The sequence below is a fragment of the Streptomyces sp. NPDC058373 genome (assembly GCF_042723275.1).
GTDB lineage: Bacteria > Actinomycetota > Actinomycetes > Streptomycetales > Streptomycetaceae > Streptomyces.
Genome location: NZ_JBHXJE010000004.1, coordinates 216908 through 230434, shown reverse-complemented (window position 1 = coordinate 230434; position 13527 = coordinate 216908). Strand labels below are relative to the sequence as shown.

Sequence of the window (13527 nt, the reverse complement as noted above, 5' to 3'; positions counted from 1 at the left end):
GTCCCCTCGGCAGAGGCAGCCCAGCTCATGCCTCCTGGCCCACCGGAAAGACGCCGCGCCCCTGGTGAACAGGGGCTCCCGGGGGCCCGTGGCGGCTCCGGCGGAAGGTTTCGCTCCGCCACCCGGACGACCCACCCCGCATCGGCAACCGGGCACGATCGTTGAAGCGCTGCCCCCATTGTTTCGTTTTCGCCGAAAGACCACGTATGTCTCACTCTTCCGCCACCGATCTCCCCAGCGCCCCGCTCGCGGAGTCCCGCCGGACCACACTCGGTGTCTTCCTCCCCTCCGGCCTGCCCGGCGTCCACCGGTACGTCGAGGCGCTGGCCCCCGCGCTCCCCGGGCGGGAGGGTTTCTTCGAGATCGGCATCCCGCACGCGGAAGCGGTCTACGACGGCCCGCTCATCCGGGCCGTCTACCGCCAGGCCCTCCGGGACGGCGCCACCATGGCGGACGTCCTGCGGACCGTGGAGCACGCGGCCGTGCGGGCGCCCGTGGTGGTGATGAGCTACTGGGCGCCGGTACTGCTGCACGGGCCCGAGCGGACGGCGCAGGCGCTCGCCGAGGCGGGCGCGTCCGGCGCGATGATCGTCGACCTGCCCGACGAGGCGGCCGCCGACTGGCACGACACCGCCGCACGGGCCGGGCTCACCGCGCCCCGCTTCGCCGCCGCCGACCTGCCCGAGAGCGGCCTCAGGCAGCTTGCCCTGCTCGCCTCCGGCTGGCTCTACGCACCGGCCAGCGCCGCCCCCACCGGCTACCGGGGCCCCCTCGACCTGTACGGGCTGGAGGCGGCCGTGCGGCGGCTGCGTGCGGTGACGCCGCTCCCGGTGGTGGCGGGCGTCGGCATCTCCACCCCCGCGCTCGCGGCGGCGGTCTCCCCCGTGGTCGACGGCATCGTCGTCGGCAGCCCGGTCCTACGGGCGCTGGCCGCCGACCCGGGCGAGGCGCCCGCACTGGTGGAGCGATTCGCCCGGGCGGTCTGCGCCGAGGAGCAGCCGGTGATGCCTGTGCGACGGCGGGGCCGGGGGGCGGGGGCTGGGAACAACGCGGGCCCCGGACGCGAGCAGCGTCTCCTCGAGCGGCTGACTGGCGGTGCCCACCTCGGGCCACAGCCTCCCGACGAGGACGCCGGCCAGCAGGGCGACGGCGACCTGGGCGAAGAGGCCGCGAGCCCCGTGGTCGGCGGGGTTCGCGGCCTCTTCGCCCGGTGCGGGCGGACGTGGTGGCAGGTCAGGCGGGACCGGTCACATGGAGTTCGGCGCCGCAGCCCCGCACTCCTTCGGCGGCGGCCTCGGTGAGGGCGGGGTCGGTGATGATGGCGTCGAAGTCGGCCAGGGGGGCGACCCGGTACTTGCCGAAGGTCCCGAACTTGGAGGACCCGGCCACCAGGACGGCGCTGCGGGAGCACTCCAGGGCGGCCCGCTTCACCTCGACCTTGGCGTCGGAGGGGGTGGTGACACCGCGCAGCAGGTCCCAGGAGCTGGTGCTGATGAAGGCCATGTCCAGGGCGAGATGACGCAGGGTCGCGGCGGCGAGGCGGCCGACGGTGGAGCGGTTGGCGGGCTCGACCTGGCCGCCGACATGGATGATCTCCAGGTGCGGGCCTTCGGTCATCAGGCGGTCGACGGTGCTGAAGTCGTTGCTGACGACGGTGAGCCGCTGGTGGTGGACGAGGTGCGGGACAACGGCGAGCAGGGTGGTGCCCGCGTCCAGGTAGAGCGTCATGCCGTCCTCCACCAGCGAGGCCGCCCGGGCCGCCATGGCCTCCTTCTGCGGCTGCTCGACCTGGGTCTTCGCCTGGTGACTGGGCTCGCTCCGCACCTGGCTGGCGATTCGTACGCCGCCGGGGACGGTGAACACCAGTCCCTGACGCTCCAGTTCGGCGATGTCGCGGCGGACGGTCATGTGCGAGACACCGAAGAGCTGAGTGATCTGCTGCACGCTGAGGACGCCGTCCCGGCGCAGGTGCTTGAGCAGCTTCTCCCGCCGCTGGTCGGGGATGAGCGGCAGGGGCGCGTCTTCGGTCATGGGCGTATCTTCCCTCCTGGTCACGGGGGCGGCTCGCGCCGCCCGTCGATTGTGCCGGGCTCCCGCCGGGGAGCTGACGCCCCGGCGGGAGCGCGGATCAGCCGCCGACGAACAGGCTGAGCAGCAGCACGCCGCCGAGGCTCAGCAGTGACTGGAGGGAGAGCATCAGCGTCCAGGTGCGGAAGGTCTGCGGCACGGAGAGCTGGAAGTACTCCTTGAAGAGCCAGAAGCCCGAGTCGTTGACGTGCGAGAGCATGACCGCGCCGGACGCCGTGGCCAGCACCAGCAGTTCGGGCGAGAGCCCGGGGTACGCGCCGACCAGGGGCGCGACGATGCCGGTGGCGGCGGCGGTGGCCACGGTGGCCGAGCCGAGGCAGATCCGCAGCAGGGCCGCGACCAGCCAGGCGAGGACCAGGGGCGGGATCGCCCAGTCGACGGCGTAGTCCGAGATGATCTCGTCGATGCCGGTGGCGGTCAGCATCGCCTTGAGGCCGCCGCCCGCGCCGAGGATGAGGACGATGCCGCCGACCGGGCCGAGCCCCTTGGCGGCCATCTTCTGGATCTGGCCGAGGCCGAAGCCGGAGCGCACACCGAGCGCGAAGAAGGCGAAGAGGACGGCGACCAGCAGGGACAGCACCGGGGAGTCGCACGCCTCGAAGACGGTGTGCGGCGCGGTGCCCTGCCGGGTGGCGGAGGTGCCGATCGTGCCGATCAGCATGAGGACCGGCGGCAGCAGGACGGTGATCAGGGCGAGGGTGAACGAGGCGGGGCGGCGCTGGTTGTCCGGCGCCGGGCCCGCGTCGGGGACCGGGCCCTTGTCGAGGTCGGGCGCAGGCCCGAACCAGCGGGCGCCGTACCGGGTGAGCACCGGCCCGGTGAGGACGGCGATCGGGATGCCGATGATCAGGCCGTAGAGGATGGTCAGGCCCGTGCTCGCGTCGTAGGCGGAGACGGCGAGCGTCGGGGAGGGGTGCGGCGGCAGCAGGCCGTGCGAGATGTACAGGCCGGCGGCCATCGGCAGGCCGACGTAGAGCAGGTGGGAGCCGGTGCGCTTGGCCACCGCGTAGACCAGCGGGACGAGCATCACGAAGCTGACGTCGAACAGGTGCGGCATGCCGATGAGCAGGGCCGCCGCCGTGATCGCGGTGGGGATCCACTTCACCGGGCGGGCGCCGATGAAGACGGTGGCGATCCGGTCGGCGCCGCCGGAGCCCAGCAGGATGCCACCGAGCAGGGTGCCGAGGCCGATGGTGGGGCCGACGCTCTTGAGGGCGTCGCCGAAGCCGTCCTGGAAGTGGGTGACGGTGTCGCCCGGGCCTATCCCGGAGGCGAGCCCGAGGCCGATGGCGGAGAGCGCGAGCGCGAGGAACGGGTGGAGCTTGGCCTTGGTGATCAGCAGGATCAGGACGACCACGGCCGCGAGGCCGAGGAGCAGGTGCTGGATGTCGGTGCTCATCAGCCGTTCACCGGTCCGGCGGCGGGGCGGGCGGCGCGCCCGGCGGTCCAGGCGTCGAGGAGGGCGGTGTCGGGGTCGGCGAGGTGGCCGAGGGTGATCAGCGCGCCCGCCGGGACGTCGGCGGCGAGGGTCGCGTGGGCGGCCAGGTACAGGGGCGCGGTGTCGTCGGGGGTGTCCTCGTCGCGGAGGAGGACCGCCTGGACGCCGGTGACGTCGTGGTGGTGGCCGCCCATCGTGAGGACCGTACCGGCGGGCAGGTCCCGCTCGGCGCGCCCGGCCAGTACGGCGTGGCCGCGCGGGTCGGTGCCGCCGGAGGGGCGGTGGTGCAGGACGGCGGAGAGCAGGCTGACGGGCGTCTCGACGCCCATCAGGTGGTACGGCAGGTAGACGGCGGCGTACTTGCCGTCGCGGCTGACGACGTGGCCCTTGCCCCGCAGGGTCTCCCAGGTGACGGGGTCGCCGGTGCGGACGACGACGAAGACGCCGCCCGCGAAGGAGGCCTCGCCGGGCAGGCGCAGGGCGCTGAAGACGTCGACGGCGCCGGGGCGGTGCAGGACGCCGCCGTCCTCGCGCAGGGCGTAGACGTCGGCGAGTTCGGCGATCCGGGCGACCGGGTAGTGGAGCCGCTCGGTGTCGGGGCGGAAGCCGGTGCTGGTGGCGACGACGGCCATCTCGCAGTAGTCGGCGGTGGCTCCGGTGGGAAGCGCGGCGACCGCCTCGGCGCGGGCTGCCAGGGTGGCGCGCACGTCGTCGCCGAGGTCGAGCAGGCCGGCCAGTTCCGGGGCGGGGACGGTGATGTCGAGCTGGGTGACCGTGCCGGCGGCAGGGTCCAGGACGAGGTCGTACTCGGTGGACTTGCCGATGGCGACGATCTCCAGGCCGAGCGTCTCGGCCCAGCTCACCAGGCCGATCAGGTTGGCGGGCTGGTCGCCGTCGGCGGTGGTGTAGACGCTGCCGTGGGTGCGGGCCAGTTCGGCGAGGTGGAGCCCGGCGACCGAGTCGACCTCCTTGCTGACCATGGCGACGTGGCGGCCGCCGGTCAGCGCCTGGCGGGCCATCTCGTATCCGGCGGCGGGGCTGCCGGTGGCCTCCACGAGGATGTCCCACTCCCCCGCGCCGAGCAGGGCGCCGTCCCCGACCAGGGCGACACGGCCGTCCTCGCGGGCGTCGCGGACCGCCTGGGCGTCGCCGCAGACCTGGAGTTCCGCGGGGTCGTACCCGAGCTCCAGGAGCATGGCGCGCAGCCCCGGCACGTCCTGGTCGCAGAGGACGGCGGGGCTGAGGCGGGGGATGCGTCGGGTCTGCGCGAGGAGCGTCCGGGCGAATCCGCCACCGGCGCCGGAGAGTGCGTACCGCACGGTCCGGTCGCCGCCCGGGGCGAACAGGTGAAGGAAGTTCATGGGCACTCCTCATTGGGTGCGCGAGGCGTTGGTCCGCGAGGCGGGCGCGGGGTCCGCGAGGCGAGGGGGATGCTCCCGGTGGCCGGAAAGGCAGGCTCACCCGGGGGCTGGTTAACAACATGTACCAAGTTAACTCAGGAACGTAAAGTCTGTTAACATTCTTTCACACATCGACTCACTGAGCGGCCGTCCGCGGGACGCCCCACGGCCGCGCCACACCATGGAGGTCCCATGCCGACCCTCGGGGCCATCGCCGACGACTTCACCGGCGCGACGGATCTCGCCACCATGCTGGTGTCGCGGGGCTTCCGGACGCTGGTCGCCATCGGCGCCGACGCCGTGGACCCCGCGGCGGCCGCCGACGCGGACGCGGTCGTCGTCGCTCTCAAGTCGCGCACGGCGCCGGTGGACGAGGCCGTCGCCGATTCGCTGGCCGCCCTGCGCGCGCTCCGCGCCGCCGGGTGCCGCCGGTACTACTTCAAGTACTGCTCCACCTTCGACTCCACCCCGCGCGGCAACATCGGCCCGGTCGCGGACGCCCTGCTGGACGCGGTCCACGCGGACCGCACCGTGGTCGTGCCCGCCTTCCCCGCCACCGGCCGGACCGTCCGCGACGGACTCCTGTACGTCCACGGCGAGCCGCTCGACCGCAGCCCGATGCGCCACCACCCGCTGACCCCGATGACGGACGCGTCGCTGGAGCGCCTGCTCCGCCCGCAGACCCGGCGCCCGGTCCGGCGCATCCCCCTGGACACCGTCCGCGCGGGAACGGAACCCCTGCGGGCGGCCGTGGACGCCCCCGGGGCGGCTGGAGCACTCCTCGTGGTGGACGCCGTCACCGACGACGACCTGCGCACCGTCTCCGCCGCCACCGGTCACCTCGGCCTGGTCACCGGCGCCGCCGGCCTCGCCCTCGGCCTGACCGGCGCGCACCCCGGCGCCGCCCGCGCCACTCCCGCCTCCGGGCCGGGCGCCCCGGCCGCCGTGCTGTCGGGCAGCGCCTCGTCCACCACCCGGGCGCAGGTGGCCCACGGCCGCGCCCGTCTGCCGCACCGCAAGCTGGACATCGCCGCGCTCCGCCGCGACCTGCACGGCACGGTGGCGGACCTGGCCGCGTTCGCCCGCGAGCAGTGGCGGCTGGACCCCGCCCGCCCGCCGCTGTTCCACTCCGTCGACGACCTCGACGACCTGGAGCGGACCGCGCCACCGGGCGAGACCCCCGCCCCCGCCCTGGTCGAGGAGGCGCTGGCCGCCCTCGCCGTCGCCCTGGTCGACGACGGTGCGCGCCGCCTGCTGGTGGCCGGGGGCGAGACCTCCGGCGCGGTGGTGACGGCGCTGGCCGTGCGGAGGCTGGCCATCGGCGCGCCCCTCGCCCCAGGCGTCACCTGGGCCCGCGCCGAGACCGGGACCGGCAGCCACCGCCGGAGCATCGACCTCGCCCTGAAGTCCGGCAACTTCGGCGACACCGACATCTTCACGGAAGCATGGAGCGCCCTCGTATGAGCGACGTGCGAGCCGACATCGCGGCCGCCGGAGCACACCTCGCCGCCCTCGGCCTGAGTCCCGGAAGCTCGGGCAACCTCAGCGTCCGCGACGGCGGGCGGCTGTACATCACCCCGACCGGGGCGGACCTCTCCCGCCTCGACCCGGACGGACTGAGCGTCCTGGACGCGGACGGCACCCACCTGGAAGGCCCGAAGCCGTCCAAGGAGTTCCCGCTGCACACGGCCCTGTACCGGCGCGACGACGCCACCCGGGCCGTCGTCCACCTGCACTCCCGGCACGCGGCGGCGGTCTCCTGCCTGCCGCCGTGGTCCGAGCGGAGCGCCGTCCCGCCGCTCACCCCCTACTTCGTGATGCGGGTCGGCCAGACGCCCCTCCTCCCGTACGCCGCGCCCGGCGACGCCGACCAGGCCAAGGAGCTGGAGCGCCTGCCGTTCCCGCTGCGCGCCGCCCTGCTCCAGAACCACGGCCCGGTCGTCTCCGGCGCCTCGGTCCGGGCGGCGGTGGACGCCGCCGTCGAGATCGAGGAGGTCTCCGCCCTCCTGCTGGCTCTCGGCGACCGCCCGGCCCGCCTGCTGACCGGCGAGGAGGCCGGGGAGCTGGCCCGCCGGTACGGGTCCTGCTGGGGGGCGTGAGTACGCGGCCGAGCCCGGCGTCGGCCGCGTACGCCCGGGGCGCGCCCCGCGCCGTGTCACCTCAGGTCGGCCTCCCGGGCGGTGCGGCGGGCGAGGACGTCCGCGCGGCGCTCCGCCGTGTGCCGCAGCGCCTCCTTGCGGTCCCGCCGGGAGAGCCGGTCCAGGTAGGTGCGGCCGGTGAGGTGGTCGCTCTCGCGCTGGAGGCACCGGGCGAAGTACCCCGTGCCCTCCACGACGAGCGGGGCGCCGTCCTGGTCGTGCCGGCTGCCAGCTCCTCCGGGGAGAGATGCAGCGACCGTGCGGGGGTCGCGCCCACGTCGGCGAGGCTCGGCGCGTCCGGCAGGGGCTCGGCCCCGGCCGACTCGGGGCGGTGGATCAGCACCGGCACGTCGCGCGTGTGGTGGGCGTGGCCGATCACCGGGTCGTTGCCCAGCCACCGCCTCCGCCCATCTCGCCACCGCCACCGGAGGCGGGAGAACGCGCGAAGAACGCTCCCTGGGGGCCGAACTCGAAGGGGCCGCCCAGGGCGTCACCCACCGCTGAGCCGACGACCGCGCCGGCGGCCCGCTGAATACGCCTCATTCGCGCAGGTGAACCAGGGGGTTGCCGTCGGCCGGGCGACCTCTTCCCCCTTCGGCTCCCGAACCACCGGGTCGATCCCGCCGCGGTTTCCGTCAGTCGAGTTGCCGGACGAACGCCTCGTACGCCCGGTCGTCGAAGAGCACGAACCTCACCTCTTCGACGGCGGTCGGCGTGTTCCGCACCGTCTCGACGGCGATGCGGGCCGCGTCGTCCATCGGCCACCGGTACACGCCGGTGGAGATCGCCGGGAAGGCGACGGTCCGCGCCCCCAGCTCGTCGGCGACCCGCAGGGACGCGCGGTGGCAGGAGGCGAGCAGGTCGGAGCGGTCCTCGGAGGCGCTCCAGACGGGCCCGACGGTGTGGATGACCCACCGCGCCGCCAGCCGCCCCGCCGTGGTGGCGACGGCCTCGCCGGTGGGGAGTCCCTGGCCGTACCGGGAGGCGCGCAGGTCGCGGCAGGCGGCGAGGATGTCGGGGCCGCCCTGGCGGTGGATGGCGCCGTCGACCCCGCCACCGCCGAGGAGGGAGGAGTTGGCGGCGTTGACCACCGCGTCCACGGCCTGCTCGGTGATGTCGCCCTTGACCGGCGTGAGTTCCTTCATGGGCGCGAGGGTAGCGAAGGGCGGCGGCCGGGGGGAGCCGAGGTGCGGCGAGGCGACGCCCCGGCGGGCTCCGCTCAGGCCCGCCGCAGGTGGCGCCAGACCGCCTTGGCCGCGTTGTGGCCGGACATGCCGTGGACGCCGGGGCCCGGCGGGGTGGCCGACGAGCAGAGGAAGACCGCCGGGTGCGGGGTGGTGTAGGGGGTGAGGGACAGTCTGGGGCGGAGCAGGAGCTGGAGGCCGGAGGCGGCGCCGCAGGCGATGTCGCCGCCGACGTAGTTGGCGTTGCGGGAGGCGAACTCCGGGGGCCCGGCGGTGGCGCGGGCGAGGACCCGGTCGCGGAAGCCCGGGGCGTACTCCTCCAGGCGGCGTTCGATGGCGTCGGTGAGGTCGCCGGTCCAGCCGTTGGGGACGTGGCCGTAGACCCAGAAGACCTGTTTGCCCTCGGGGGCGCGGGTCGGGTCGGCGACGCTCGGCTGGACGGTGATGAGGAACGGCGGGGTCGGCGGGCGGTTCTCGCGGGAGACGGCGCGCAGCGCGGCGCCGATCTCGCGCCCGCTCGCGCCGAGGTGGACGGTGGTGGCGCGGCGGGCTTCGGGCGAGGTCCAGGGGACGGGGCCGTCCAGGGCGTAGTCGAGCTTGAAGACGCCCGCCCCGTAGCGGTAGCCGTCGTAGTACCCGCCGAGTCCGGCGATGCGGGCCAGCGCGGTGGGCGAGGTGTCGAAGACGTAGGCGCGGGCCGGCGGGAGGTCGTCGAGGCGCTTCACCTCGTAGCCGGTGTGGAGCGTGCCGCCGTGGTCGGTGAGGAGTCCGGCGAGGGCGTCGGAGACCGCCTGGGAGCCGCCCTCGGCCACCGGCCAGCCCCGGGCGTGCGCGGCCAGGGCGAAGACCAGGCCGACGGCGCCGGTGCCGATGCCGTTCAGCGGCGCCATGATGTGGCCGACCAGCCCGGCCAGCAGCGTACGGGCACGGTCGTCGTGGAAGCGGCGCAGCAGCAGGGAGGCCGGGGGCAGGCCCACCAGGCCGAAGCGGGCGAGGGTGAGCGGGTCGCGAGGCAGGGCGGTCGACGGGAGCGACATGAAGTCGCGGAAGAGGGTCTCCCAGCGGGGCAGCAGCGGGCCGACGAGCCGCCGGTACGTCCCGGCGTCGCGCGGGCCGAAGGAGGCGGCGCTCTCGCCGACGGAGCGGGCCAGCACGGCTGCCGGGCCGCCGTCGAGGAAGGGGTGGGCCATGGGCAGTTCGGCGTGCAGCCAGCGCAGTCCGTACCGCTCCAGGGGGAGCGCGTCGAAGGCCGGGGAGGTGGCGCCGAGGGGGTGCGCGGCGGAACAGGGGTCGTGGCGGAAGCCGGGCAGCGTCAGCTCCTCGGTGCGCGCTCCCCCGCCGATCCCGTCCCTGGCCTCGAAGACGGCGACTTCCAGGCCGCGCCGGGCCAGCTCGACGGCGGCGGTCAGCCCGTTGGGTCCGGAGCCTACGACGACGGCATCGAGCAGCGTGGGCATGCGCGGACTCCTAGGTCGGCCGGGCCGGGACGCCCAGGATATGCGCGTGCGCCGGGCGCGGGGCCGTCGGTACGGTGCCGTGGGGCCGAACCCGGCCCCGACTGCTGGCTTCCGCGTCCGAGCGCGGGTCCGCCCGGCGGAAAGGGTGCGATGACGGGTACGAGCGGGGCGCGCGAGGGCCGGGACGCGGCGTACGGCGGGGGCGCTCCTCCGGCGTGGGAGCCGGTCACCCGGATGGCCCGCGCACTCACGGCGGTCCCCGGCGTGCGGGCCGTGGCGCTCGGCGGCAGCCGGGCACGCGGCACGCACCGCCCGGACTCCGACTGGGACCTCGGCGTCTACTACCGGGGGGCGCTCGACCTCGACCGCCTCGCCGGACTGGCCGCTGCCGCGCAGGGTCCCCCGGTGGAGGTGGCGGGACCCGGCGGCTGGGGCCCGTGGGTGAACGGCGGGGCCTGGCTGCGGGTGGAGGGCGTCCCGGTCGACTGGGTCCTGCGGGACCTCGACCGGGTCGAGGGGGTGTGGCGCGACTGCCGCGAGGGGCGGTACGAGGTGGGGGTGCAGGCCGGGCACCCGCTGGGCTTCTGGTCGCCGGTGTACGCCGGTGAGGTGGCGTACGGGCGGGTCCTCGCCGATCCCGCGGGCGAGCTGACCGCGCTGCGGCACCAGGTGCGCGAGGAGCCCGGCTATCCCGAGCCGCTGCGCCGGGCGCTGGCGGAGGCCGCCTGGGAGGCGGAGTTCTCCGTGGCGGCGGCCGCGAAGTCGGCGCCCGCCGGGGACAGCCTGCACGTGTCGCTCTGCCTGGCGCGGGCCTTCGGCGTCCTGACGCAGTCCCTCCACGCCCACCACCGCCGCTGGCTGCTCAACGAGAAGGGCGCACTGGCGGCCACGGCGGCCCTGCCGGGGACGCCGGACGGTTTCGCGGACCGGGTCACCGCCTGCCTCACCGCGCTCGACGCGGAGGCGGTCGAGGCGGCGGCCGCGCTGGTCCGCGAGGTGCGGGGCGTGCTGGACGCCTGACGCCGGCACCGGCCGGCCCCTGGGGCGGGGCGGCCCGGGCTCAGCCGCCCAGCAGCTTCACCACGCGCTCGGCGGTGGCGGCGTCGCGGGCGGCGGTGAAGGGCAGCGCGTTGCCTCCCCGGTAGCGGAACGGGACGCGGTCGCGGGTGAGGTGGGCGCCGCCCGCCTCCGTGACCAGCAGGAGCCCGGCCGCGTGGTCCCAGGCGGCCTCCCAGGAGAAGGCGGTGGCGTCGCAGGTGCCGCGCGCCACCGCCAGGTACTCCAGCCCGGCCGAGCCGCAGGGGCGCGGGGCGACGCCGGGTGTCCGGAGGCCGAGCAGCGCCTCCTTCTGGGCGGGGGTCGTGAAGTCGGGGTGCGAGGTGGCGACGGTCAGCGGCTCCCCGCCGGCGGGCGAACCGGCCGCCAGGGGGGTGCCGTTCAGCGTGGCGCCCTCGCCCCGCACGGCGAGGGCCAGCTCGCCGAGGGCCGGCGCGTAGGTCCAGGAGGCGAGGGTCTCGCCGTCGCGCACCAGCGCGACCAGGGTGCAGAAGCCGGGGTCGCCGTGGACGAACTGGCGGGTGCCGTCGACCGGGTCGACGATCCACACGGGGGCGTCGCCGTCGAGCGCGGTGTAGACCCCCGGGTCCGCGTGGACGGCTTCCTCGCCGACGACGACGGAACCGGGGAGCAGCGCGGTGAGGGCGCCGGTGAGCTGCACCTCGGCGAGGCGGTCGGCGGAGGTGACCAGGTCGTGCGGGCCGGACTTCTGGACGATGTCGTCGTCGGCGAGCTGCCGGAAGCGCGGCATGACCTGAGCGGCCGCCGCCTCCCGGACGGCCTCGGTGACGTCGTCGAGGTGCCGGTCGAGGAATCCCCTCAGTTCGGAGAAGTGTTCGATCATGTGTCCCATCAGAACACGCCGCACCGACAGCGCCGCACCGCCGGGCGAACCGGCGGCGGCGCCGCGGTGAACTCCGGGTGCCCCGAGGGCGGGGTTCAGCGCCCGACGGCGTACCCCTGCATGCCGCGCGGGTTGGCGGCGGCCGACAGGACGCCGGTGCGCGGGTCGCGGGCGACGGCGCACAGGCGCCCCTCGGACCAGGGGCCGCCGACCGTCACCCGGTGGCCGCGCCGCCGCAGCTCCTCGACCACCTCCGGGTCCATGCGGGACTCCACGGTGATGGCGCCGGGGTCCATGGCGCGCGGGTAGAAGGAGCCGGGGAAGGAGTCGGTGTGCCAGTTCGGGGCGTCGATGGCGCCCTGCAGGTCGAGTCCGCCGCGGACCTCCTCGCGCAGGGCCACGGCGAGGAAGAAGTGGGTCTGCCACTGGTCCTGCTGGTCGCCGCCGGGCGTGCCGAAGGCCAGGACGGGCACCCCGTCACGCAGGGCGATGGACGGCGTCAGCGTGGTGCGCGGGCGCACGCCGGGCGTCAGGGTGTTGGGCAGCCCCTCGTCCAGCCAGGTCATCTGGAGCCGGGTGCCGAGCGGGAAGCCCAGTTCGGGGACGACCGGGTTGGACTGGAGCCAGCCGCCGCTCGGGGTGGCCGAGACCATGTTGCCCCAGCGGTCGACGATGTCGAGGTGGCAGGTGTCGCCCCGGGTCGCCCCGTCGCGCGCCACGGTCGGCTCGCCCGCCCCGGCGGCGCGGGGCGCCGGGGTGTGGGTGGCCTGACCGGCGGCGACGGCGGCGGCGTGGGCGGCGAGCGCGGGCGTGCGCCCCTCGGGGCGGCCGGGCCGCAGCTCCAGGGAGGCCCGGTCGCCGACGAGAGCGCGCCGCTCCTTGTTGTACTCCTCGGAGAGCAGCGCGCCCACCGGCACCTCGGCGGCGTCCCCGTACCAGGCCTCGCGGTCGGCCATGGCGAGCTTGCACCCCTCCACGAGCAGGTGGACGTAGTCGGCCGAGCCGTAGGCCGGCAGTTCCTCGGGGAGCAGCGCCAACTGCTGGAGCAGGGACGGCCCTTGGCTCCAGGCGCCGACCTTGCAGAGCCTCCACCCGCGCCAGTCGTACGTCGCGGGCTCCTCGTACGACGCGGACCAGTCGGCCAGGTCGGCGGCGGTGAGGGTGCCGGTGTGGCGGGTGCCGGTGGTGTCCATGGTGGGCCGGGCGGCCTGGCGGACCAGGGCCTCGGCGATGAAGCCGGTGCGCCAGACGGAGCGGGCCGCCTCGATCTGCGCGACCCGGTCGGCGCCACCCGCCTGCTCCGCCTCGGATATCAGGCGACGCCAGGTCGCGGCGAGGGCGGGGTTGCGGAACAGCTCGCCGGGGGCGGGGGCCTTGCCGCCGGTGAGGTAGACGTCGGCGGAGCTGGTCCACTCGGTGGTGAAGAGCTCGCGGACCGTCTCGACGGTGGCGGTGATCCGCTCGACGGGGGCGTGCCCGTCCTCCGCGTAGCCGATGGCGTACTTCAGGAGCTCGGAGAGGGTGCGGGTGCCGTGGTCGCGCAGGAGGAGCATCCAGGCGTCGAAGGCGCCGGGCACGGCGGCGGCCAGCGGCCCGGTGCCCGGGACGAGATCCAGACCGAGCGAGCGGTAGTGGGCGGCGCTCGCCCCGGCGGGCGCGACGCCCTGCCCGCAGAGCACCTGCACCTCGCCGTCGCGGGGCGCGAGGAGCAGGGGGACCTCGCCGGCGGGGCCGTTGAGGTGGGGCTCCACCACGTGCAGGACGAACCCGGCGGCCACGGCCGCGTCGTAGGCGTTGCCGCCGTCCTCCAGCACGGCCATCGCCGACTGGGAGGCGAGCCAGTGGGTGGAGGAGACCATGCCGAAGGTGCCTTGGAGGGTGGGACGCGTGGTGAACATGCAGCCTCTCGCCTTGCTGTCGAC

The 13527-nt window shown here is 75.4% G+C and carries 11 protein-coding genes and 2 pseudogenes; 4 read left to right on the top strand and 9 right to left on the bottom strand.

Annotation, left to right across the window (positions count from 1 at the left end; genetic code table 11):
* The first annotated feature begins 206 nt into the window (after window positions 1-206).
* A complete protein-coding gene (locus ACFWMZ_RS04960; protein ID WP_383199545.1) occupies window positions 207-1301 on the top strand; it encodes a tryptophan synthase subunit alpha in 1095 nt (364 codons plus the stop codon).
* Here ACFWMZ_RS04960 and ACFWMZ_RS04955 read toward each other — a convergent pair.
* The 3 genes from ACFWMZ_RS04955 to ACFWMZ_RS04945 all read right to left on the bottom strand — a co-directional run bounded on the left by ACFWMZ_RS04955 (window position 1234) and on the right by ACFWMZ_RS04945 (window position 4887).
* Complete coding sequence (locus tag ACFWMZ_RS04955) at window positions 1234-2031, bottom strand: DeoR/GlpR family DNA-binding transcription regulator (RefSeq protein ID WP_383183075.1); 798 nt, start codon at window positions 2029-2031, stop codon at window positions 1234-1236. The two genes, ACFWMZ_RS04960 and ACFWMZ_RS04955, sit on opposite strands and share 68 nt — an antisense overlap.
* A 97-nt stretch (window positions 2032-2128) precedes the next feature.
* Window positions 2129-3487, bottom strand: a complete 1359-nt coding sequence (locus ACFWMZ_RS04950) for a gluconate:H+ symporter (protein ID WP_383199543.1) — start codon at window positions 3485-3487, stop codon at window positions 2129-2131.
* Window positions 3487-4887: a homoserine dehydrogenase gene (locus ACFWMZ_RS04945; protein ID WP_383199541.1), complete on the bottom strand. Its 1401-nt coding sequence runs from the start codon at window positions 4885-4887 to the stop codon at window positions 3487-3489. The genes ACFWMZ_RS04950 and ACFWMZ_RS04945 overlap by 1 nt, the downstream gene beginning before the upstream one ends.
* A gap of 231 nt (window positions 4888-5118) precedes the next feature.
* Between ACFWMZ_RS04945 and otnK the strand changes: the two genes are divergently transcribed.
* Both otnK and ACFWMZ_RS04935 read left to right on the top strand, forming a co-directional pair.
* Window positions 5119-6390, top strand: coding sequence for a 3-oxo-tetronate kinase (gene otnK / locus ACFWMZ_RS04940; RefSeq protein WP_383199539.1), 1272 nt, complete (start codon window positions 5119-5121; stop codon window positions 6388-6390).
* Window positions 6387-7025: a class II aldolase/adducin family protein gene (locus ACFWMZ_RS04935; RefSeq protein ID WP_383183067.1), complete on the top strand. Its 639-nt coding sequence runs from the start codon at window positions 6387-6389 to the stop codon at window positions 7023-7025. Before otnK ends, ACFWMZ_RS04935 begins: the two co-directional genes overlap by 4 nt.
* A 56-nt stretch (window positions 7026-7081) precedes the next feature.
* Here ACFWMZ_RS04935 and ACFWMZ_RS04930 read toward each other — a convergent pair.
* From ACFWMZ_RS04930 to ACFWMZ_RS04915, 4 genes and pseudogenes are all read right to left on the bottom strand, one after another.
* Window positions 7082-7330, bottom strand: a pseudogene (locus ACFWMZ_RS04930) (peptide deformylase); the annotation flags it as partial.
* A pseudogene (locus ACFWMZ_RS04925) lies at window positions 7282-7455 on the bottom strand (phosphopentomutase); the annotation flags it as partial. The pseudogenes ACFWMZ_RS04930 and ACFWMZ_RS04925, both read right to left, overlap by 49 nt.
* Before the next feature lie 244 nt (window positions 7456-7699).
* Window positions 7700-8209 carry an O-acetyl-ADP-ribose deacetylase gene (locus ACFWMZ_RS04920; RefSeq protein WP_383199537.1) on the bottom strand — a complete coding sequence of 170 codons (510 nt, stop codon included), beginning with the start codon at window positions 8207-8209 and terminating at the stop codon, window positions 7700-7702.
* Window positions 8210-8283: 74 nt separating this feature from the next.
* Window positions 8284-9705, bottom strand: coding sequence for a phytoene desaturase family protein (locus tag ACFWMZ_RS04915; RefSeq protein WP_383183061.1), 1422 nt, complete (start codon window positions 9703-9705; stop codon window positions 8284-8286).
* A 150-nt stretch (window positions 9706-9855) separates the two neighbouring features.
* Here ACFWMZ_RS04915 and ACFWMZ_RS04910 point away from each other — a divergent pair, with 150 nt between their 5' ends.
* Window positions 9856-10725 carry a nucleotidyltransferase domain-containing protein gene (locus ACFWMZ_RS04910; RefSeq protein WP_383199536.1) on the top strand — a complete coding sequence of 290 codons (870 nt, stop codon included), beginning with the start codon at window positions 9856-9858 and terminating at the stop codon, window positions 10723-10725.
* A gap of 40 nt (window positions 10726-10765) precedes the next feature.
* On the opposite strand, the gene ACFWMZ_RS04905 is transcribed toward ACFWMZ_RS04910, so the two are convergent.
* Window positions 10766-11605: an inositol monophosphatase family protein gene (locus tag ACFWMZ_RS04905; RefSeq protein ID WP_383199534.1), complete on the bottom strand. Its 840-nt coding sequence runs from the start codon at window positions 11603-11605 to the stop codon at window positions 10766-10768.
* A gap of 95 nt (window positions 11606-11700) precedes the next feature.
* A complete protein-coding gene (locus ACFWMZ_RS04900) occupies window positions 11701-13503 on the bottom strand; it encodes a gamma-glutamyltransferase family protein (protein ID WP_383183055.1) in 1803 nt (600 codons plus the stop codon).
* Window positions 13504-13527: the final 24 nt, after the last annotated feature.